This is a genomic window from Bradyrhizobium sp. 33ap4 (genome assembly GCF_032654765.1).
Lineage (GTDB): Bacteria > Pseudomonadota > Alphaproteobacteria > Rhizobiales > Xanthobacteraceae > Bradyrhizobium > Bradyrhizobium australafricanum.
This window is the reverse complement of the sequence record NZ_JAUMTJ010000016.1, coordinates 22,555-37,349: the sequence shown is the minus strand read 5'-3', so window position 1 is coordinate 37,349 and position 14,795 is coordinate 22,555. Positions and strand designations below refer to the sequence as shown.

General features: G+C 64.9%; 14 protein-coding genes. 9 read left to right on the top strand and 5 right to left on the bottom strand.

Annotated features, from left to right (window positions below; translation table 11 throughout):
* Window positions 1-69: 69 nt before the first annotated feature.
* Entirely contained in the window at window positions 70-369 is a 300-nt protein-coding gene (locus tag Q2M23_RS14290) for a hypothetical protein (RefSeq protein WP_016845604.1), read from the bottom strand.
* Window positions 370-573: 204 nt separating this feature from the next.
* On the opposite strand from Q2M23_RS14290, the gene Q2M23_RS14285 reads away from it, so the two are divergent.
* Window positions 574-1,053, top strand: a complete 480-nt coding sequence (locus Q2M23_RS14285) for a hypothetical protein (protein ID WP_316395936.1) — start codon at window positions 574-576, stop codon at window positions 1,051-1,053.
* 179 nt (window positions 1,054-1,232) lie between these two features.
* Window positions 1,233-1,970: an HpcH/HpaI aldolase/citrate lyase family protein gene (locus tag Q2M23_RS14280; protein ID WP_316395935.1), complete on the top strand. Its 738-nt coding sequence runs from the start codon at window positions 1,233-1,235 to the stop codon at window positions 1,968-1,970.
* A gap of 20 nt (window positions 1,971-1,990) precedes the next feature.
* Here the strand turns inward: Q2M23_RS14280 and Q2M23_RS14275 are convergent, their stop codons facing one another.
* Entirely contained in the window at window positions 1,991-3,205 is a 1,215-nt protein-coding gene (locus Q2M23_RS14275) for an EAL domain-containing response regulator (protein WP_316395934.1), read from the bottom strand.
* A gap of 360 nt (window positions 3,206-3,565) precedes the next feature.
* Window positions 3,566-3,742 carry a hypothetical protein gene (locus tag Q2M23_RS14270; protein ID WP_156436140.1) on the bottom strand — a complete coding sequence of 59 codons (177 nt, stop codon included), beginning with the start codon at window positions 3,740-3,742 and terminating at the stop codon, window positions 3,566-3,568.
* A gap of 311 nt (window positions 3,743-4,053) precedes the next feature.
* On the opposite strand from Q2M23_RS14270, the gene Q2M23_RS14260 reads away from it, so the two are divergent.
* The 4 genes from Q2M23_RS14260 to Q2M23_RS14245 all read left to right on the top strand — a co-directional run bounded on the left by Q2M23_RS14260 (window position 4,054) and on the right by Q2M23_RS14245 (window position 8,590).
* Window positions 4,054-5,001, top strand: a complete 948-nt coding sequence (locus Q2M23_RS14260) for a TAXI family TRAP transporter solute-binding subunit (protein ID WP_316395933.1) — start codon at window positions 4,054-4,056, stop codon at window positions 4,999-5,001.
* A gap of 187 nt (window positions 5,002-5,188) precedes the next feature.
* A complete protein-coding gene (locus tag Q2M23_RS14255; protein WP_316395932.1) occupies window positions 5,189-7,297 on the top strand; it encodes a TRAP transporter permease in 2,109 nt (702 codons plus the stop codon).
* Window positions 7,258-7,671, top strand: coding sequence for a DUF1850 domain-containing protein (locus Q2M23_RS14250; RefSeq protein ID WP_316395931.1), 414 nt, complete (start codon window positions 7,258-7,260; stop codon window positions 7,669-7,671). The genes Q2M23_RS14255 and Q2M23_RS14250 overlap by 40 nt, the downstream gene beginning before the upstream one ends.
* A 112-nt stretch (window positions 7,672-7,783) precedes the next feature.
* The gene (locus Q2M23_RS14245; RefSeq protein ID WP_316395930.1) at window positions 7,784-8,590 is read left to right on the top strand and encodes a glucose 1-dehydrogenase; all 807 of its coding nucleotides are present in this window, start codon (window positions 7,784-7,786) and stop codon (window positions 8,588-8,590) included.
* A gap of 220 nt (window positions 8,591-8,810) precedes the next feature.
* On the opposite strand, the gene Q2M23_RS14240 is transcribed toward Q2M23_RS14245, so the two are convergent.
* Complete coding sequence (locus Q2M23_RS14240) at window positions 8,811-10,355, bottom strand: sodium:proton antiporter (RefSeq protein WP_316395929.1); 1,545 nt, start codon at window positions 10,353-10,355, stop codon at window positions 8,811-8,813.
* 135 nt (window positions 10,356-10,490) lie between these two features.
* Between Q2M23_RS14240 and Q2M23_RS14235 the strand changes: the two genes are divergently transcribed.
* The 3 genes from Q2M23_RS14235 to Q2M23_RS14225 all read left to right on the top strand — a co-directional run bounded on the left by Q2M23_RS14235 (window position 10,491) and on the right by Q2M23_RS14225 (window position 13,949).
* On the top strand, window positions 10,491-11,261 hold the full coding sequence (locus Q2M23_RS14235; protein ID WP_316395928.1) for a tetratricopeptide repeat protein: 771 nt from the start codon (window positions 10,491-10,493) through the stop codon (window positions 11,259-11,261).
* A 198-nt stretch (window positions 11,262-11,459) separates the two neighbouring features.
* On the top strand, window positions 11,460-13,367 hold the full coding sequence (locus Q2M23_RS14230; RefSeq protein WP_316395927.1) for a propionyl-CoA synthetase: 1,908 nt from the start codon (window positions 11,460-11,462) through the stop codon (window positions 13,365-13,367).
* Between the two features lie 309 nt (window positions 13,368-13,676).
* Window positions 13,677-13,949 carry a hypothetical protein gene (locus tag Q2M23_RS14225; protein WP_075969207.1) on the top strand — a complete coding sequence of 91 codons (273 nt, stop codon included), beginning with the start codon at window positions 13,677-13,679 and terminating at the stop codon, window positions 13,947-13,949.
* Between the two features lie 109 nt (window positions 13,950-14,058).
* Here Q2M23_RS14225 and Q2M23_RS14220 read toward each other — a convergent pair whose 3' ends face one another.
* Window positions 14,059-14,757 (bottom strand): DUF1013 domain-containing protein, encoded by a 699-nt coding sequence (locus Q2M23_RS14220; protein WP_316395926.1) that lies wholly within the window; start codon window positions 14,755-14,757, stop codon window positions 14,059-14,061.
* Window positions 14,758-14,795 lie beyond the last annotated feature (38 nt).

Below are 14,795 nucleotides of genomic sequence, written 5' to 3'. Positions count from 1 at the left end.
CCGAAGCCCTGGACTCTTCTTGACGCGTTTTCTTGACGCGAACCGGCGTCCACTTCGCTCGAAAACGCTCTAATTCGAGCCGAACTTGAACTTGCCGTCGCCCTCGAGATAGGGCCCGGAGCGCATGTAGAGCTGGCCGTTCTGGCCGATGAAGAACAGCGTCCCCTTCGGCACCTTCTTGGCGCCCTTCAGCAGCGTGCCGGCGTTGTTGGTGCCCATCTTGTAGGACCAGGTCTTGCCGTCCTTGTCATAGGCGTAGCCCATGTCGGGCTTCAGCTCCCAGGGCGCAGCCTCCTGCGCGAATGCGCAGGTCGTCAGCGCGGCAAACGCCGCAGTCGCAATAAAAGTCTTGGTCAAAAAATGCGTCATGATCCACCTCCGGCCGAGAAAACGGCGTCGTCCCCACGTTTTTGAACAAATCACGAACGATGTTCGCGCGTCAATACGACAATCGGCGCGACCGCTCGCCGGATCGGCGACTTTGTGAATTCCCGCATCAAGCTTGGCGACTATTTTCGCGTTACCGTTTACAAACGCTTTGATTGCCGGAAACACGACCTTGGGATGATCAGGATGAACCACGTCATGAAGATCGGAATCGGTGTCGCTCTGTCGTTCATGACGCTGGCGTCAGTCGCGCAGGCGGACGAGTTCAAGCTCTCCAACAATCAGCGGATCTCCTGCAGCCGCGGCCTGTCCGCCGGCAAGCTCAACACCGCGACCTGCAAGTCCTACGCCTATCTGTTCAACGCCAAGACCTCGGAATACTTCCGCTGCCAGGTCTCGCTGGCGCTGACGCGGGACAACAAGGAGGTCATCAACGTGCAGGCCGACGGCGGCTGTACCAAGAAGCCGCGCATCTTCGAGACCGACGGCAATTACAGCTTCGACGCCACCGAGACCGAGCCGCCGAACACCAACTCGTTCTTCGGTCCCGGCGGCTATGCGATCTGGGCGAACGACGTCAACACCCAGAAGATCCGCGGCTGCATCACCATCTCGTCCGGCCTCGGCTCCGACATCTCGAAATGCCTCGACATGACGTTCCAGTGACGTCGGCGCGGGCCGCGTGATGCGCAAGCTGCGCCCGGCCCCGCTGTGCCGCTCCTGGCTGTTTCTCGAAGGCGCCAACGAGGACGTGCTGCAGCACGCGGCCGCCGGCGGCGCCGACGTGCTGATCCACGAGCTCGAGGATTTTACACCCGCCGCCGCTGCGCCCGAAGGCGCGGGCCTTGGCGGCCGAGCTCTACGCCGCCTGGCGCGACCAGGGCGTGATGGTCGCGGTCCGCGTCAATCCGCTGGACCAGGACGGCATGGACGATCTCGCCGCCGTGATGCGCGGACGTCCGGATATCGTCGCGCTGCCGAAGGTCGCCGAGCCGCACCATGTCGTCAGGCTCGACGAGGCGGTGACGCGGTTCGAGCGCGACTGCGGTATCGCCGAGGGATCGACATCGCTGCTGCCGAATATCGAGTTCGCGCGCGGTCTGGTGCAGACCGGTGCGATCGCCATGGCGAGCCGGCGCGTCATCGGTTGCCTGATGGCCTCCGAAGACCTCGCCGCCGATCTTGGTGCCGAGCGCGGCAGCGATGGCCTGGAGCTCGCTTACGCGCGGCAGCGCTTCATCGTCGAATGTCGTGCCGCTGATGTCGTCGCGGTCGATTGTCCCTACACCTGGAGCGACGCTGAAGGCGTCGAACGCGACACGATCTGGGCGCGGCGGCTGGGTTACGCCGCAAAGAGCCTGGTCGATCCCGCGCATGCCTCGATCGTCAACGGGGTCCTGACGCCGGGCGAGGAGGAGATGCGCCGGGCGGGCAGGATCGTCGCGGCGTTCGAAGCGGCGCGGACAAAGGGCTTTGGGCGCGTCGAACTTGACGGCTCGCTGCTCGAGGTGCCGACCTATTCCAATGCAAAACGCCTGATCGCGCGCGGCGAAGCGCTGCGCGCGATCGATCGCGACACATGAGCCTGACCAGAGGCGATGCCTCAGGAGGCTGGCTCTTTCTCAGAGAAATGCATGCGTGAGCGGGCGAACTTCTTGACGCCCATCGGCTTGCCGAACAGGTAGCCCTGGACCTGATCGAAATCCATTTCGTGCGCGGCGAGAAAGTCCGCACGCGTCTCGACTCCCTGGGCCACGACCTGCGCGTCGTTGTCGTGGGCCAGCTCCACGACACGCCGGCACACCGTCTGCTTCAGGCGCTGATCCGCGCAGCCGGTGACGAATTGATGGTCGACCTTGAGCTGGACGAACGGAAAGTTCGGCAGTCCCAGCAAAGACGGCCAGTTCGCGCCGACATTGTCGATCGAGATGCCGATATTGTGCAGTCGAACGCGCCGGGCGACATCGATCGCCAGATCCAGATGATCGACCACGTCGGTGCTGTCGATCTCGATCAAGAGGCCCGCGAAGGCCGCATGATCCGGCATCCGGTAACAGAGCTCGCGCACGGCACGATCGTCGGCAAGGAAGGAGATCGGCAGGTTGACCGAGAGATTGACCGGCCCGATCTGCTCGATGAGATAGCGCCAGTCCTCGATTGCGCGCTCGATCACGAACTCGGACAGCGCATGAAAATGCGGGTCGCTTTCGTCCGGGATGAAGTAGGCCGGCGGCACGACGCCCCAGGCAGGGTGGCGCATCCGGATCAGCGCCTCGGCGCCGCTCGGGACCAGCGTCCGGAGATGAATTTTCTGCTGATACCACAGCTCGAGCCAGCCGGCCTTCAGCGCTTCGGGCACGTCCACCGCCGGGCTCGGCGCGGGTTCAAGCGGCATCAACGACGCAAGACTGTCGCGAAGGGTCCCGGCGCTGAACGGCGTCGACAGCGCCGGCAGCATGGCGATGCCGTACTCGTCGCCGATTTGTCGGACCGCCTTGACTATGATCGAGTCCGGCTGCCCGATGACGAGGACCTTGCCGCCATAGTCCTTTCTCACCAAAGTCTCGAGAATTTTACTGACTTCGATGCCGTCCACGGACACGCCGAGCACCAGGAGATCGGGCCGTTCCGCGTCCAGAACGGTGTCGAGTTCCAAAGCCTGGCTGCATTCACTGGTGATGAAGCCGAGGTCTTCCAGTGCCTCGGCGAGGAAGGTGCGAAGGTGTTTTTTGCTGTCCGCAATGCATGCGCGTGGGGTCAGCTTGCGATGTCCGAACCAGCCGGCTCGCGTGCGTTCGATGTGACTGATGTGATTCATGCCCCGCCTTGTCCGTAGTTACCCCGGCTTGACTCGTACATCCTAGAGCGGCGGCAATCATGGAAATTTCTGGATCATACATTGATTGCCCCGCTAACCTTAAAGGATTCAATTCGATTCAAATGGTGCCGGAATCGCGGCGTCTCACCGCTTTACACCTGCAACAAATGCGTCATCTGACATTCATGAGCGCGATCACGTCCGACTTTGCACGTCAGCAGAAACACCGTGCGCGTGTGTCATCGAGAGACGGCGTTAATGACTGTGTTGTCGCGTCGACGCAGACGCGGAATTGCGTCATTGTCGGACATCAGATCGCATCATGCAGAGTGCTCCGCAGAGCGCCGATGACGAATCAGATCACCCGTTTTGTGATGCCAATGCAGATGTGCGTGACGTCGTCGCTGCTGTTCGCAACGTCTCCCGCATCAACGCGCAGTAGCCGATCAGCGCGGCACAAGCGACGGCTGCAAGCAACAGGAATGCAGCGCTGCAACCGGCATGGACGACAATGAATCCGGCGATAGCGGTGCTCAAGCCGACATCCGGGGCCGCAAGCCGATCTTCGCTGCTTCGTTGCGGCCGGTCCGCGCCGCGAACGCCCTGGGTCCGACAATGCCAAGTGTCCCGCGGCGATCGCCGGCGCGAACACCGGGCCGCTAGCGGCCGCCAGCGGCTGGGTCGCGGCGACCAACTCGAAGCGGTCGCCCGGTCGCGCGGAGAGTTCCCGCGCAGGTAAGGTGGTGTTGCTATCGGGGATTTCCGCCGCGCATGCGTCATTTGGATGGGTTGACCCGGCGGGGGTGTCCGGCCAATTTTCCGGCCGGCTTAAGGGGAGAATAATACTCATGAATTCCAAGTTGATGGCTGCCGCGATCGTGGCAGCCAGCGTTTTGTCCGCGCCTGTCGCACAGGCCGAGCAGTTCATTAACGTGCTCACCGGCGGCACCTCCGGCGTCTACTATCCGCTCGGTGTCGCGATGGGGAAGATCTACGGCGACAAGATCCCCGGCGTGAAAACCCAGGTGCAGGCGACCAAGGCCTCGGTCGAGAACCTGGTTTTGCTGCAGCAGGGCCGCGGCGAGATCGCCTTCACGCTCGGCGATTCGCTCAAAGCCGCCTGGGAAGGCGACGCCGAGGCCGGCTTCAAGAACAAGCTCGACAAGCTGCGCACCATCGGCGCGATCTATCCGAACTACATCCAGATCGTCGCGACCGCCGAGAGCGGCATCAAGACGCTCGCCGATCTCAAGGGCAAGAGCCTGTCGGTCGGCGCGCCGAAGTCGGGCACCGAGCTCAACTCGCGCGCGATCCTCGCGGCCGCCGGCATGAGCTACAAGGATCTCGGCAAGGTCGAGTACCTGCCGTTCGCCGAATCGGTGGATCTGATGAAGAACCGCCAGCTCAACGCCACGCTGCAGTCCGCCGGCCTCGGCGTCGCCTCGCTGAAGGACCTCTCGACCTCGAGCGAGATCACCGTGGTCGCCGTGCCGAAGGAGACCGTCGACAATATCGGCCCGCCGTTTGTCTCCGTGATCATCCCGGCTAATACCTATACCGGCCAGGACAAGGACGTGCCGACCGCCGCGGTCGTGAACTACCTCGTGACCTCGAGCGCGGTGTCGGACGATCTCGCCTATCAGATGACCAAGCTGGTCTACGAATCGCTGCCGGAACTCGCCAATGCCCACGCCGCGGGTAAGGAGATCAAGCTCGAGGCCGCCGCGACCGGCAGCCCGGTTCCGCTGCATCCCGGCGCGATCCGCTATTACAAGGAGAAGGGCCTGATCAAGTAGGGCCGGAACGTCTGCTCCTTGCCGTCATTGCGAGGAGCGAAGCGACGAAGCAATCCATCTCTCCCCTTGTGGCGCGATGGATTGCTTCGCTTCGCTCGCAATGACGTGGCGCGTTTTTCCTGTCCCGGCTTTCGGTGGGCGGACTCAGTGGATATAAGCGCCGTTGGCACGGCGGGGGACTGATCATATGCAGCAGCAGGTTGAGGGCGAGCAGCCCATCAAGGTTGAATTCGACAATTTCGAGCATGGCTTTCCGGAAGGCTTCGGCCCGGGTGCCTGGGGGCATCTGGCCTATGCCATCGGTCTCGCCTTTGCGGTGTTCCAGCTCTATGTCGCGGCTTTCAACTACCTGCCGAGCCAGGTGGTGCGCGGCGTCCATGTCGGCTTCCTGATCCTCCTGACCTTCGGCCTGATCGGCAATTTCACCGCCAAGACCGATTTCGGCCGCGCGGTGAGTTGGATCGTCGGCGCCGCCGGGTTCCTCTGCGGGCTCTACCAGTGGATCTTCTATGCCGACCTGATCGCCCGCGATGGCGATCCGACCAACATGGACCTCGCGGTCGGCACGCTGCTCGCGGTCCTGATCTTCGAGGGCACGCGGCGGCTGATGGGGGCGGCGCTGCCGCTGATGTGCGGCGCCTGTCTGCTCTACTGGTTCTTCGGCCAATATCTGCCGTCGCCGTTCAATCACCGCGGCTATGACTTCGACCAGATCGTCACCCATCTCTCGTTCGGCACCGAAGGCTTCTACGGCGTGCCGATCTATGTCTCGGCGACCTACATCTTCCTGTTCATCCTGTTCGGCTCATTCCTGGAACGCGCCGGCATGATCCAGCTGTTCACCGACGTCTCGCTCGGCCTGTTCGGCCGCACCCGCGGCGGCCCCGCCAAGGTCGCGGTGTTCGCTTCGGGCATGATGGGCACGATCTCGGGTTCGGGCGTCGCCAACGTCGTCACCGTCGGCCAGTTCACGATCCCCCTGATGATCAAGTTCGGCTATCGCCGCGCCTTCGCCGCCGGCGTCGAGGCCACCGCTTCGATGGGTGGCCAGATCATGCCGCCCGTCATGGGCGCGGTCGCCTTCATCATGGCCGAGACGCTCGGCTTGCCCTATTCGGAGATTGTCAAGGCCGCGGTGATCCCGGCGGTCCTCTACTTCGCCTCGGCGTTTTGGATGGTGCATCTGGAAGCCGGCAAGCACGGCCTCGTCGGCATGAAGCGCTCGGAGATCCCGAGCGCCTGGAAAGCGCTGGTGGCGCGCTGGTACCTGGTGTTGCCACTCGCGGCGCTGGTCTACATGCTGTTCGAGGGCTTCACGCCGCTCTATGCCGGCAGCATGGGACTTGCGCTCACGGTCGCGTTGATCCTCGGCGCCAGCATCACGCTCGGCTTCTCCAACACCATCGTGCGCTACATCTTCTGGATCGGCCTCGCGCTGGTGGTTGCCGCGGTGTCGCGCCACGGCATCGAGATCGTTCCGGTCGCCAGCGTCGTCGCCGGTCTCATCGTGATCGCGGCGATCACCCGCGGCGGCCGCGCCACCCTGAAAGCCTGCCGCGACTCGCTCGCCGACAGCGCCAAATCGGCGCTGACGGTCGGCATGGCCTGCGCCATCGTCGGCACCATCATCGGCATGATGACGCAGACCGGCGTCGGCACCATCTTCGGCAGCTGGATCATCGGGCTCGGCGCCAAGAGCCTGTTCCTGGCGCTGATCATGACCATGCTGCTGTCGATCCTGCTCGGCACCGGCATCCCGACGATCCCGACCTACATCATCACCGCGGCGCTGGCCGCGCCTGCGCTCGCCAAGCTCGGCGTGCCGCTGATCGCGAGCCACATGTTTGCGTTCTACTACGGCATCATGGCCGACCTCTCGCCGCCGGTCGCGCTCGCGGCCCTGGCTGCGGCGCCGATCGCGAAGGAGAACCCGGACAAGATCGGCTGGGAGGCGATGCGGATCGCGCTGGCCGGCTACGTCATTCCGTTCATCTTCGTCTACTCGCCGGCGCTGATGCTGCAGACCGGGGATCCGATGGCCGCGCAGCTCGGCTTCTACGGCGCGGTGGCGCTGGCGACCTTCAAGGCGCTGGTGGCGATCGGATTGTTCGGCATCGTCGCGATCGGCTTCCTGTTCACGCGGCTGACTTTCATCGAGATCCTGGTCGCGTTCGGCGCCGCGCTCTGCCTGCTCGGCGATTTCCCGTTCTCGGATACAGCGGGCTTCACGCTCGCTGCTGCTGTCGTGCTATGGCAATGGCGGCAGCGTCCGCGCAATGCGGTGGCGGCGGCTTGAGCCTCTGCCTCGCTTCCGCGGGAGTCGTGAAGGCGCTGTCGATCGCGGCGTTCACGCTCGCCTGGACGCATTCGATCGAGAAGAGCGCCTGGCAGGAGGACTGGCTGGTCACGCCGGCCGGGCTCACGCTGCAACAGGCGCGCGTCAAGGGCATGGGCGCCGGCATGGAGCCGCCGCCGGAGGCGCGCCTCGTCGATGGCTGGTTTCAATGGTCGCCCCCGCCGGCGCCAAGGGCGGAGGTCGTGCTCGGCAATTCCGGCGCCGCGGGTGAATGGCACCTGTGCCAGGAGGGACACTGCCAGACGCTATCGGAGATTATCGGGCATCCGATCGGTGCTAATGTCACGACGATGAGTGTTTGCGAGAATCCGTAGTAAGTATCCGTAGCCCGCATGAGCGGAGCGATATGCGGGGGATAGCGCTCCCGGATATCGCTTCGCTCATCCGGGCTACAGTCACGACAAGAACAACAAGGGAGAAAGACCGATGGATCGGCTCAAGGGCAAGGTTGCGATGGTGGTCGGTGCGGGTTCGATCGGGCCCGGCTGGGGCAATGGCAAGGCGACCGCCGTCACCTTTGCGCGCGAGGGCGCCAGCGTCTTCTGCGTCGATCGCAACGGCGCCGCGGCGGAGGAGACCGTCGGCATCATCACCGGCGAGGGCGGCAAGGCTGTCGCATTCACCGCCGATGTCTCGCGCGCCGGCGAGGTCGAGGCGATGGTCGCGGCCTGCCTGAAGGCCTACGGCCGCATCGACGTGCTCGACAACAATGTCGGCATCGCCGAGGTCGGCAGCGTGGTGGAAGTTGCGGAAGCCGAGTGGGACCGCGTCTTCGCGGTCAACCTCAAGAGCGCCTATCTGTCGATGAAGCACGTCATTCCCGTCATGATCAAGCAGGGCGGCGGCTCGATCATCAACATCTCCTCGATCGCCTCGATCCGCCATGTCGGCATTTCCTATGTCAGCTACAACGCGAGCAAGGCCGCGATGAACCAGATGACGCGCTCGACCGCGGTCGAGTTCGCCTCGAAGCATGTGCGCGTCAACGCGATCCTGCCCGGACTGATGAAGACACCGATGGTCGCGCATTCGGCCGGGCTGGCGCAGAGCTACGCCAAGGGCGATGTCGAGGCGATGTGGCGCGCCCGCGACGCGCAGGTGCCGATGGGGCATATGGGCGACGCCTGGGACGTCGCCAATGCCGCGCTGTTCCTGGCGTCGGACGAATCGAAGTATGTCACCGGCATCGAGCTCGTGGTCGACGGCGGCATCACCTCCAAGTCGGGTGCTTGAAGTCGGGCGCCTGAGCAGCGAACTTCGCTTTACCTCGCCCCGCGTGCGGGGAGAGGTCGGAATGCATCGCTAGATGCATTCCGGGTGAGGGGGATTCTCCGCAAATGCAGCTATCGCCGGTTACGCGGAGACAGCCCCTCACCCCAACCCTCCCCGTAAAGAACGGGGAGAGGGAGCGCAGTGCTGTCGCGGCGGCTATTCATCCGAACCTCATGGCGCTTTAGGCCTCCACGCTGAGCTCGGCGCGGTCGAGCTCTTCCTCGACCAGATGGAATGCGTCGTCGCCGATCGCTTCGGTGCGGCGCAGATTGAGCAATGCCTGACGCGCCGCGGCGATGGCGCGGCGGCGCAGCGGATCCGACGGCAGCTCGCGTGAGGTCAGGCCGCCGTCGGGATCATTCTCCGCGCGCAGCAGCACGGCGCGATATTCGAGCCGCAGGATCTCGGCCTCTTCCGACGGGTCGGCGTCGATCTCGTCGAGCGCGGCGCGAAACACCACGCCGCGGGCATGGGCCGCCTCGCGTCCGACCGGATCGTCGTCCCCGAAATTCAACGCCAGGATCAACGGCCGCAGCGTCAGTCCCTGGATCACGAGCGAACCGAGCACTACGGCAAACGCCGTCAGCAGGATCAGATCGCGATACGGAAACCATTCAGGGAGCGCAAACGCCGCCGCCAGCGTGACGATGCCGCGCATTCCGCACCAGGACACGATGAAGCCGCGCTTCAAGGTCGGCACGGCGTCCACCACGTGGGCCGGCAGCAGGTTGCGCGCCTTCAGTGTGCGCAGCAGCGCGCCGTAGGGCATCACCCAGAGGATGCGAGCGAGGATCACGACGGCGAGGATCGCGGCGGCAAAGCTGCAATATTTCCACCGCACCTCGTCGTCGAGTCCGGACCAGATCGGGCGCAACTGCAGGCCGATCAGCATGAAGGCGAGCACGTTGAGCACGAACACGACGGTTTCCCACACCGCGTAGGACGACACGCGCAGCCGCGCCGATGTGCGGGCCGGCGCGGTGCGCGAGATGGTGATCGCATAGGCGATGATGGTGAGGATGCCGGACAGCCCGAGATGCTCGGCAATGATCCACACCATGAAAGTGCCGCCGAACTGCGTGATGATCGCGCTCGGTGCCTCGGTGATGCGACGCGTGATCATCATCCAGACTTGCGCGAACAGGAAGCCGGCGGCGAGGCTGCCGACCAGCGCAATCGTGATGGACGGCACGAACTCGCGGATCTTCATGTGCTCGGCGGCGACGAGGCCGACCGCGACGCGATAGATGAGCAGCGCGCTGGCATCGTTGAGCAGGCTTTCTCCTTCGAGGATCTTCTGGATCCGGTAGGGCAGGTTGACCTGGCGCAGGATCGCGGTGGCTGCGGCCGCGTCCGGCGGTGCCACGATGGCGCCGAGCGCGATTGCAACCGCCCATGGCATGTCCGGGCGCAGCCAATGTGCGACCACCGCGACCGCCGCCGTGGTGACGCCGACCGCGACCACCACCAGCGTCGAGACCGGCAGCCAGTTGTTGCGGAGATCGCGCAGCGAAGTGTCGAACGCGGCATCGAGCAGCACGGGTGCGACGAACAGCGCCAGCGCCAGTTTCGGTTCCAGCGCCCAGGTCGGGGCCCACGGCAGCAGCGTCAGCAGCACGCCGCCGAGCGCCAGGAAGGTCGGGTAGGGCACCTTGATCCGCCGCGCCAGCGCCGATAGCGCCACCGCCGCGAGCAACAGCCCGATGATCCATTCGAATGTGAGCAAGCCGAACCCCCGATGCAGCCGATCGTCGCAATTGACGTATAATCCAGCGTGTGGTTTTGCGGCAAATGGCGCGCCGCCGGGCATCGGAGGCCGGCGGTTCGGGCGCGGAAGAGGGACGATTTGTCGGCGATCAGGATGCGACGCAAACCTGCAAATCTGGCCGCGATGCTGGTCTGTGTCGGCCTGTCGGGCGCGCTGATGACGGGCGTTGCGCGCGCCACCGGCAGCGAACCGGGCGAGGATGTGCAGGCCAACGCCGGCCCCTGCATCGCGGCGGCAGCCGCCGCCGATGACGACAAGACCATCGATGTCTGCGGCGCGCTGATCGACAATGAGAAGGCGACGAGGCCCGATCGCGTCAAGGCGCTGATGGCGCGGGCGGGCGCCTATGACCGCAAGCAGATGATCGATCGCGCGATCGCGGACTATGACACCGTGCTCAAGCTCGATCCATCGCTCGCCGATGCGCATAATGCGCGCGGCGAACTGTGGCGCCGCAAGGGCGACCGGCCGAAGGCGATCCTGGATTTTGGTGCTGCCGTCAAGCTCGACCCCAATCACGCCGCCGCCAGGGCCAACTACAAATCGCTGTCGCTGGAGCTGGAGCGGATCGGCGCCATGATGGCGGTCGCCGGCAAGCCGAGCTTCGATTGCCGCAAGGCGCGCCGGCCGGTGGAGAAGGCAATCTGCGCCAATCCCACGCTTGCCGATCTCGATCGCGAGATCGTCGCATCCACCTTCCGCACGGTGCGCGAGACGCAGAATCCGCGCCAGGCGCGCGAGCTGCAGCGCGCGCAGGATCAGTTCATCGCCCGCCGCAATGCCGACTTCGGCAAGCCGGGCTACGATCTGGAAAAGGCGATGCGCGAGCGGCTGCAGCGGATCAACGGCGTCGACGGCTACTAGTGCTCCGTTCCGATCGAAGCGGAATGAGCTCTAGATTCTTGTTTTGACGCGTTTTCTTCACGCGAACCGGGACCCACTTCGCTCGAAAACGCTTTGCTCCGACCCGGCCGAAGGTCGCGGTCATTTCGGCTTGAAACGGCGCCACTTCCCGTGACAATGGTCGGCAAATGACGCGCGACCGCGCGAGGGAGAAACGCGATGAATATCCAGCAGAGCCGGTATCATGAGGTGTATGCCCGCTCGCTCCGGGACCCCGAGGGCTTTTGGGCGGAAGCGGCGCGCGAGATCGACTGGATCGAACCGGCCAAGAAGATCTTCGATCCCTCCATGGGCGCCTATGGGCGCTGGTTCGCGGGCGCCGTGGTCAACACCTGCTACAACGCGCTGGATCGCCATGTCGCCGGCGGCCGCGCCGGCCAGGTCGCGCTGATCCACGATTCGCCGCTCACCAACACGATCACCAAGTTCACCTATTCCGAATTGTTGGAGGAAGTGCAGACGCTGGCTGCGGTGATGCAGGATTTCGGCGTGGCGAAGGGCGATCGCGTCATCCTCTATATGCCGATGGTGCCGGAGGCCGTCGTCGCGATGCTCGCCTGCGCGCGGATCGGCGCGGTGCACAGCGTGGTGTTCGGCGGCTTCGCGGCCAAGGAACTCGCGACCCGCATCGATGACGCCAAGCCGAAGCTGATCTTCTCGGCGAGCTGCGGCATCGAGCCCGGGCGCATCGTGCAATACAAGCCGCTGCTCGACGAGGCGATCCGCCTCGCCGGCAGCAAGCCCGAGACCTGCATCATCCTGCAGCGGCCGCAGCAGGCTTGCGAGCTCACCGCGGGCCGCGATCATGATTGGGCGACGCTTCGCCAGGCCGCGTTCGATGCCGGCAAGGCCGCGCCGTGCGTGCCGGTAGCCGCCACCGATCCGCTCTACATCCTCTACACGTCAGGCACGACCGGAATCCCGAAAGGCGTGGTGCGCGACAATGGCGGGCATCTCGTCGCGCTGAAATGGTCGATGCACAATCTCTACGGCGTGAAGCCCGGCGAGATCTGGTGGTGCGGCTCCGACATCGGCTGGGTGGTCGGCCATTCCTACATCGTCTATGGCCCGCTGATCCACGGCGCGACCACCATCATGTACGAGGGCAAGCCGATTGGCACGCCGGATGCCGGCGCGTTCTGGCGCGTGATCAGCGAGCACAAGGCGGTCGCCTTCTTCACCGCGCCGACCGCGTTCCGCGCGATCAAGAAGGAAGACCCCGAAGGCAAGTTCATCCGGAATTACGATCTCTCGAGCTTCCGCACCCTGTTCCTCGCCGGCGAGCGCGCCGATCCGCCGACCGTGGAGTGGGCCGAGCAGCAGCTGAAGGTGCCGGTCATCGACCACTGGTGGCAGACCGAGACCGGCTGGTGCATCGCCGGCAATCCGGTCGGGCTCGGCCAGCTGCCGGTCAAGCACGGCTCGCCCACGGTGCCGATGCCGGGCTATCAGGTCGACATCGTCGACGAGGCGGCAAAGCCGGTGGCGGCTGGCACGATGGGCTCGATCGTCATCAAGCTGCCGATGCCGCCGGGCTGCCTGCCGACGCTGTGGCAGCAGGACGATCGCTTCAGGGACGCCTATCTCTCGGAATTCCCCGGCTACTACAAGACCTCGGATGCCGGCTACAAGGATGCGGACGGCTATGTCTGGGTGATGGGCCGCACCGACGACATCATCAATGTCGCCGGCCACCGGCTCTCCACCGGCGGCATGGAGGAGATCCTCGCCTCGCATCCCGATGTCGCCGAATGCGCCGTGCTCGGCGTCAAGGACGCGATCAAGGGCGAGGTGCCGTGCGGCTTCCTGGTACTGAAGGCCGGCGTGACCAAGCAGCCCGCCGAGGTCGAGAAGGACGTCGTGGCGCTGGTGCGCGACAAGCTCGGGCCGGTCGCCGCGTTCAAGCTCGCGATCACGGTGGCGCGGCTGCCGAAGACCCGTTCCGGCAAGATCCTGCGCGGTACCATCAAGAAGATCGCCGACGGCGAGCCCTGGACCATGCCGGCGACGATCGAGGACCCGAAGGTGCTCGACGAAATCGGCGAGGCGCTGAAGGGGAAGGCGTAGCTCTTGTTGCCTCGCCCCGCTTGCGGGGAGAGGCCGGGTCGCATGGCAATGCGATCCGGGTGAGGGGGGCTCCGCGCGCTCGCTGCATTCATTCTGCGGAGGCGGCCCCTCACCCCAACCCTCTAAGAGCGAGCAGCGCTCGTCTCGACCCCGCAAGAGCGGGGCGAGGGAGTGCTGGCACCTCCCGCGCCTGAGGTCGGCACCTGTGGAACAAGACTTCCGCATTCGGAAGCAAAACGGCCTTGATTTTGATGGATTGCCGGGTCATCCCGGCCTCCCTGTCATATGCCATGAGATACGGACCCACGGATGCGATCCATTTCCGCTCGCGCGCCTCTCGCCTTGCTGCTCGCGCTGCCGCTGCTTGCAGGCTGCCTCGAACGCGGCCGATCGCCGATCGCGGAGAGCATGGGCGACGACGATCAGTACTGCCAGGCCGGCGGCAAGGTGGCGGTCGGCTCGCCTGATTATGTCGCCTGCCGCAAGAACCGCGACGTGCAGCGCCAGAACGCCGAAGCCCGCACCGATCGGCGGCAGCGCGATCTCGGCGAATACATGATGAACAATCCCGACCGGCATTGAGCCGCGCCGACGGCCGTCGTCACGCCCATCGCATGCGCTTCCAAGCAAAAACGCGGCAGGTTGCCCTGCCGCGTTTCGTATTCTGCGCTTCGAGTTGCGCGATCCGCGCTTACTCTTCGTCGTTGGCGGGCTTCTTGCCGCCGATCGTCTTCAGCTTGGCGAACACGGCATCGACGTTGAGATCGTCGTGGCGCTCGATCGGCTGATCGTCCAGCTCGTCCTTGCGCGTGGTCTCGGAGGCCGGCAGCAGCGTGGCGCCGCCGTAGACCGTGGTGGTCGGCTTCTCCTTGGCGGCGCGCTGCACCTCGAAATCGAGCTCGATCTGCGAGCACAGGCCGAGCGTCACCGGGTCCATCGGGGTCAGGGTCGAGGCGTTCCAGTGGGTGCGGTCACGTACGCTGGCGATCGTGGTCTTGGTGGTGCCGACCAGACGCATGATCTGGGCGTCCTTCAGCTCGGGATGGTTGCGGACCAGCCAGAGGATCGCGCTCGGACGCTCATGGCGGCGCGACACCGGGGTGTAGCGCGGGCCCTTCTTCTTGGCGGCGGAGGGCAGCACCACCTTGCTCTCCTGGAGCTTGAGGCGGTAGTTCTGGTCGCGCTCGCCGCGCTCGATCTCCTCGCGGGTCAGCTGGCCGTTGGAAATCGGGTCCATGCCCTTGATGCCCTGCGCGGCGTCGCCGTCGGCGATGGCGCGGACCTCGAGGGGGTGCATTTTGGTAAAATCGGCCACCTGATCGAAGGTCAGGGCGGTATTGTCGACCAACCACACGGCAGTCGCCTTCGGCATCAGCGGTGCGTTGCTCATGGCAAATCTCCTTTGTGCTTCGCCCACCTCTGTCGAGG

What these genes read in the sequence shown, in the direction of transcription:
- Q2M23_RS14285 (WP_316395936.1), top strand. Translation starts at nt 574, where the DNA reads ATGAACCACGTCATGAAGATCGGAATCGGTGTCGCTCTGTCGTTCATG.
- Q2M23_RS14260 (WP_316395933.1), top strand. Translation starts at nt 4,054, where the DNA reads ATGAATTCCAAGTTGATGGCTGCCGCGATCGTGGCAGCCAGCGTTTTG.
- Q2M23_RS14250 (WP_316395931.1), top strand. Translation starts at nt 7,258, where the DNA reads ATGGCGGCAGCGTCCGCGCAATGCGGTGGCGGCGGCTTGAGCCTCTGC.
- Q2M23_RS14230 (WP_316395927.1), top strand. Translation starts at nt 11,460, where the DNA reads ATGAATATCCAGCAGAGCCGGTATCATGAGGTGTATGCCCGCTCGCTC.
- Q2M23_RS14275 (WP_316395934.1), bottom strand. Translation starts at nt 3,205, where the DNA reads ATGAATCACATCAGTCACATCGAACGCACGCGAGCCGGCTGGTTCGGA.
- Q2M23_RS14220 (WP_316395926.1), bottom strand. Translation starts at nt 14,757, where the DNA reads ATGAGCAACGCACCGCTGATGCCGAAGGCGACTGCCGTGTGGTTGGTC.
- Q2M23_RS14245 (WP_316395930.1), top strand. Translation starts at nt 7,784, where the DNA reads ATGGATCGGCTCAAGGGCAAGGTTGCGATGGTGGTCGGTGCGGGTTCG.
- Q2M23_RS14235 (WP_316395928.1), top strand. Translation starts at nt 10,491, where the DNA reads ATGCGACGCAAACCTGCAAATCTGGCCGCGATGCTGGTCTGTGTCGGC.
- Q2M23_RS14255 (WP_316395932.1), top strand. Translation starts at nt 5,189, where the DNA reads ATGCAGCAGCAGGTTGAGGGCGAGCAGCCCATCAAGGTTGAATTCGAC.
- Q2M23_RS14225 (WP_075969207.1), top strand. Translation starts at nt 13,677, where the DNA reads ATGCGATCCATTTCCGCTCGCGCGCCTCTCGCCTTGCTGCTCGCGCTG.
- Q2M23_RS14290 (WP_016845604.1), bottom strand. Translation starts at nt 369, where the DNA reads ATGACGCATTTTTTGACCAAGACTTTTATTGCGACTGCGGCGTTTGCC.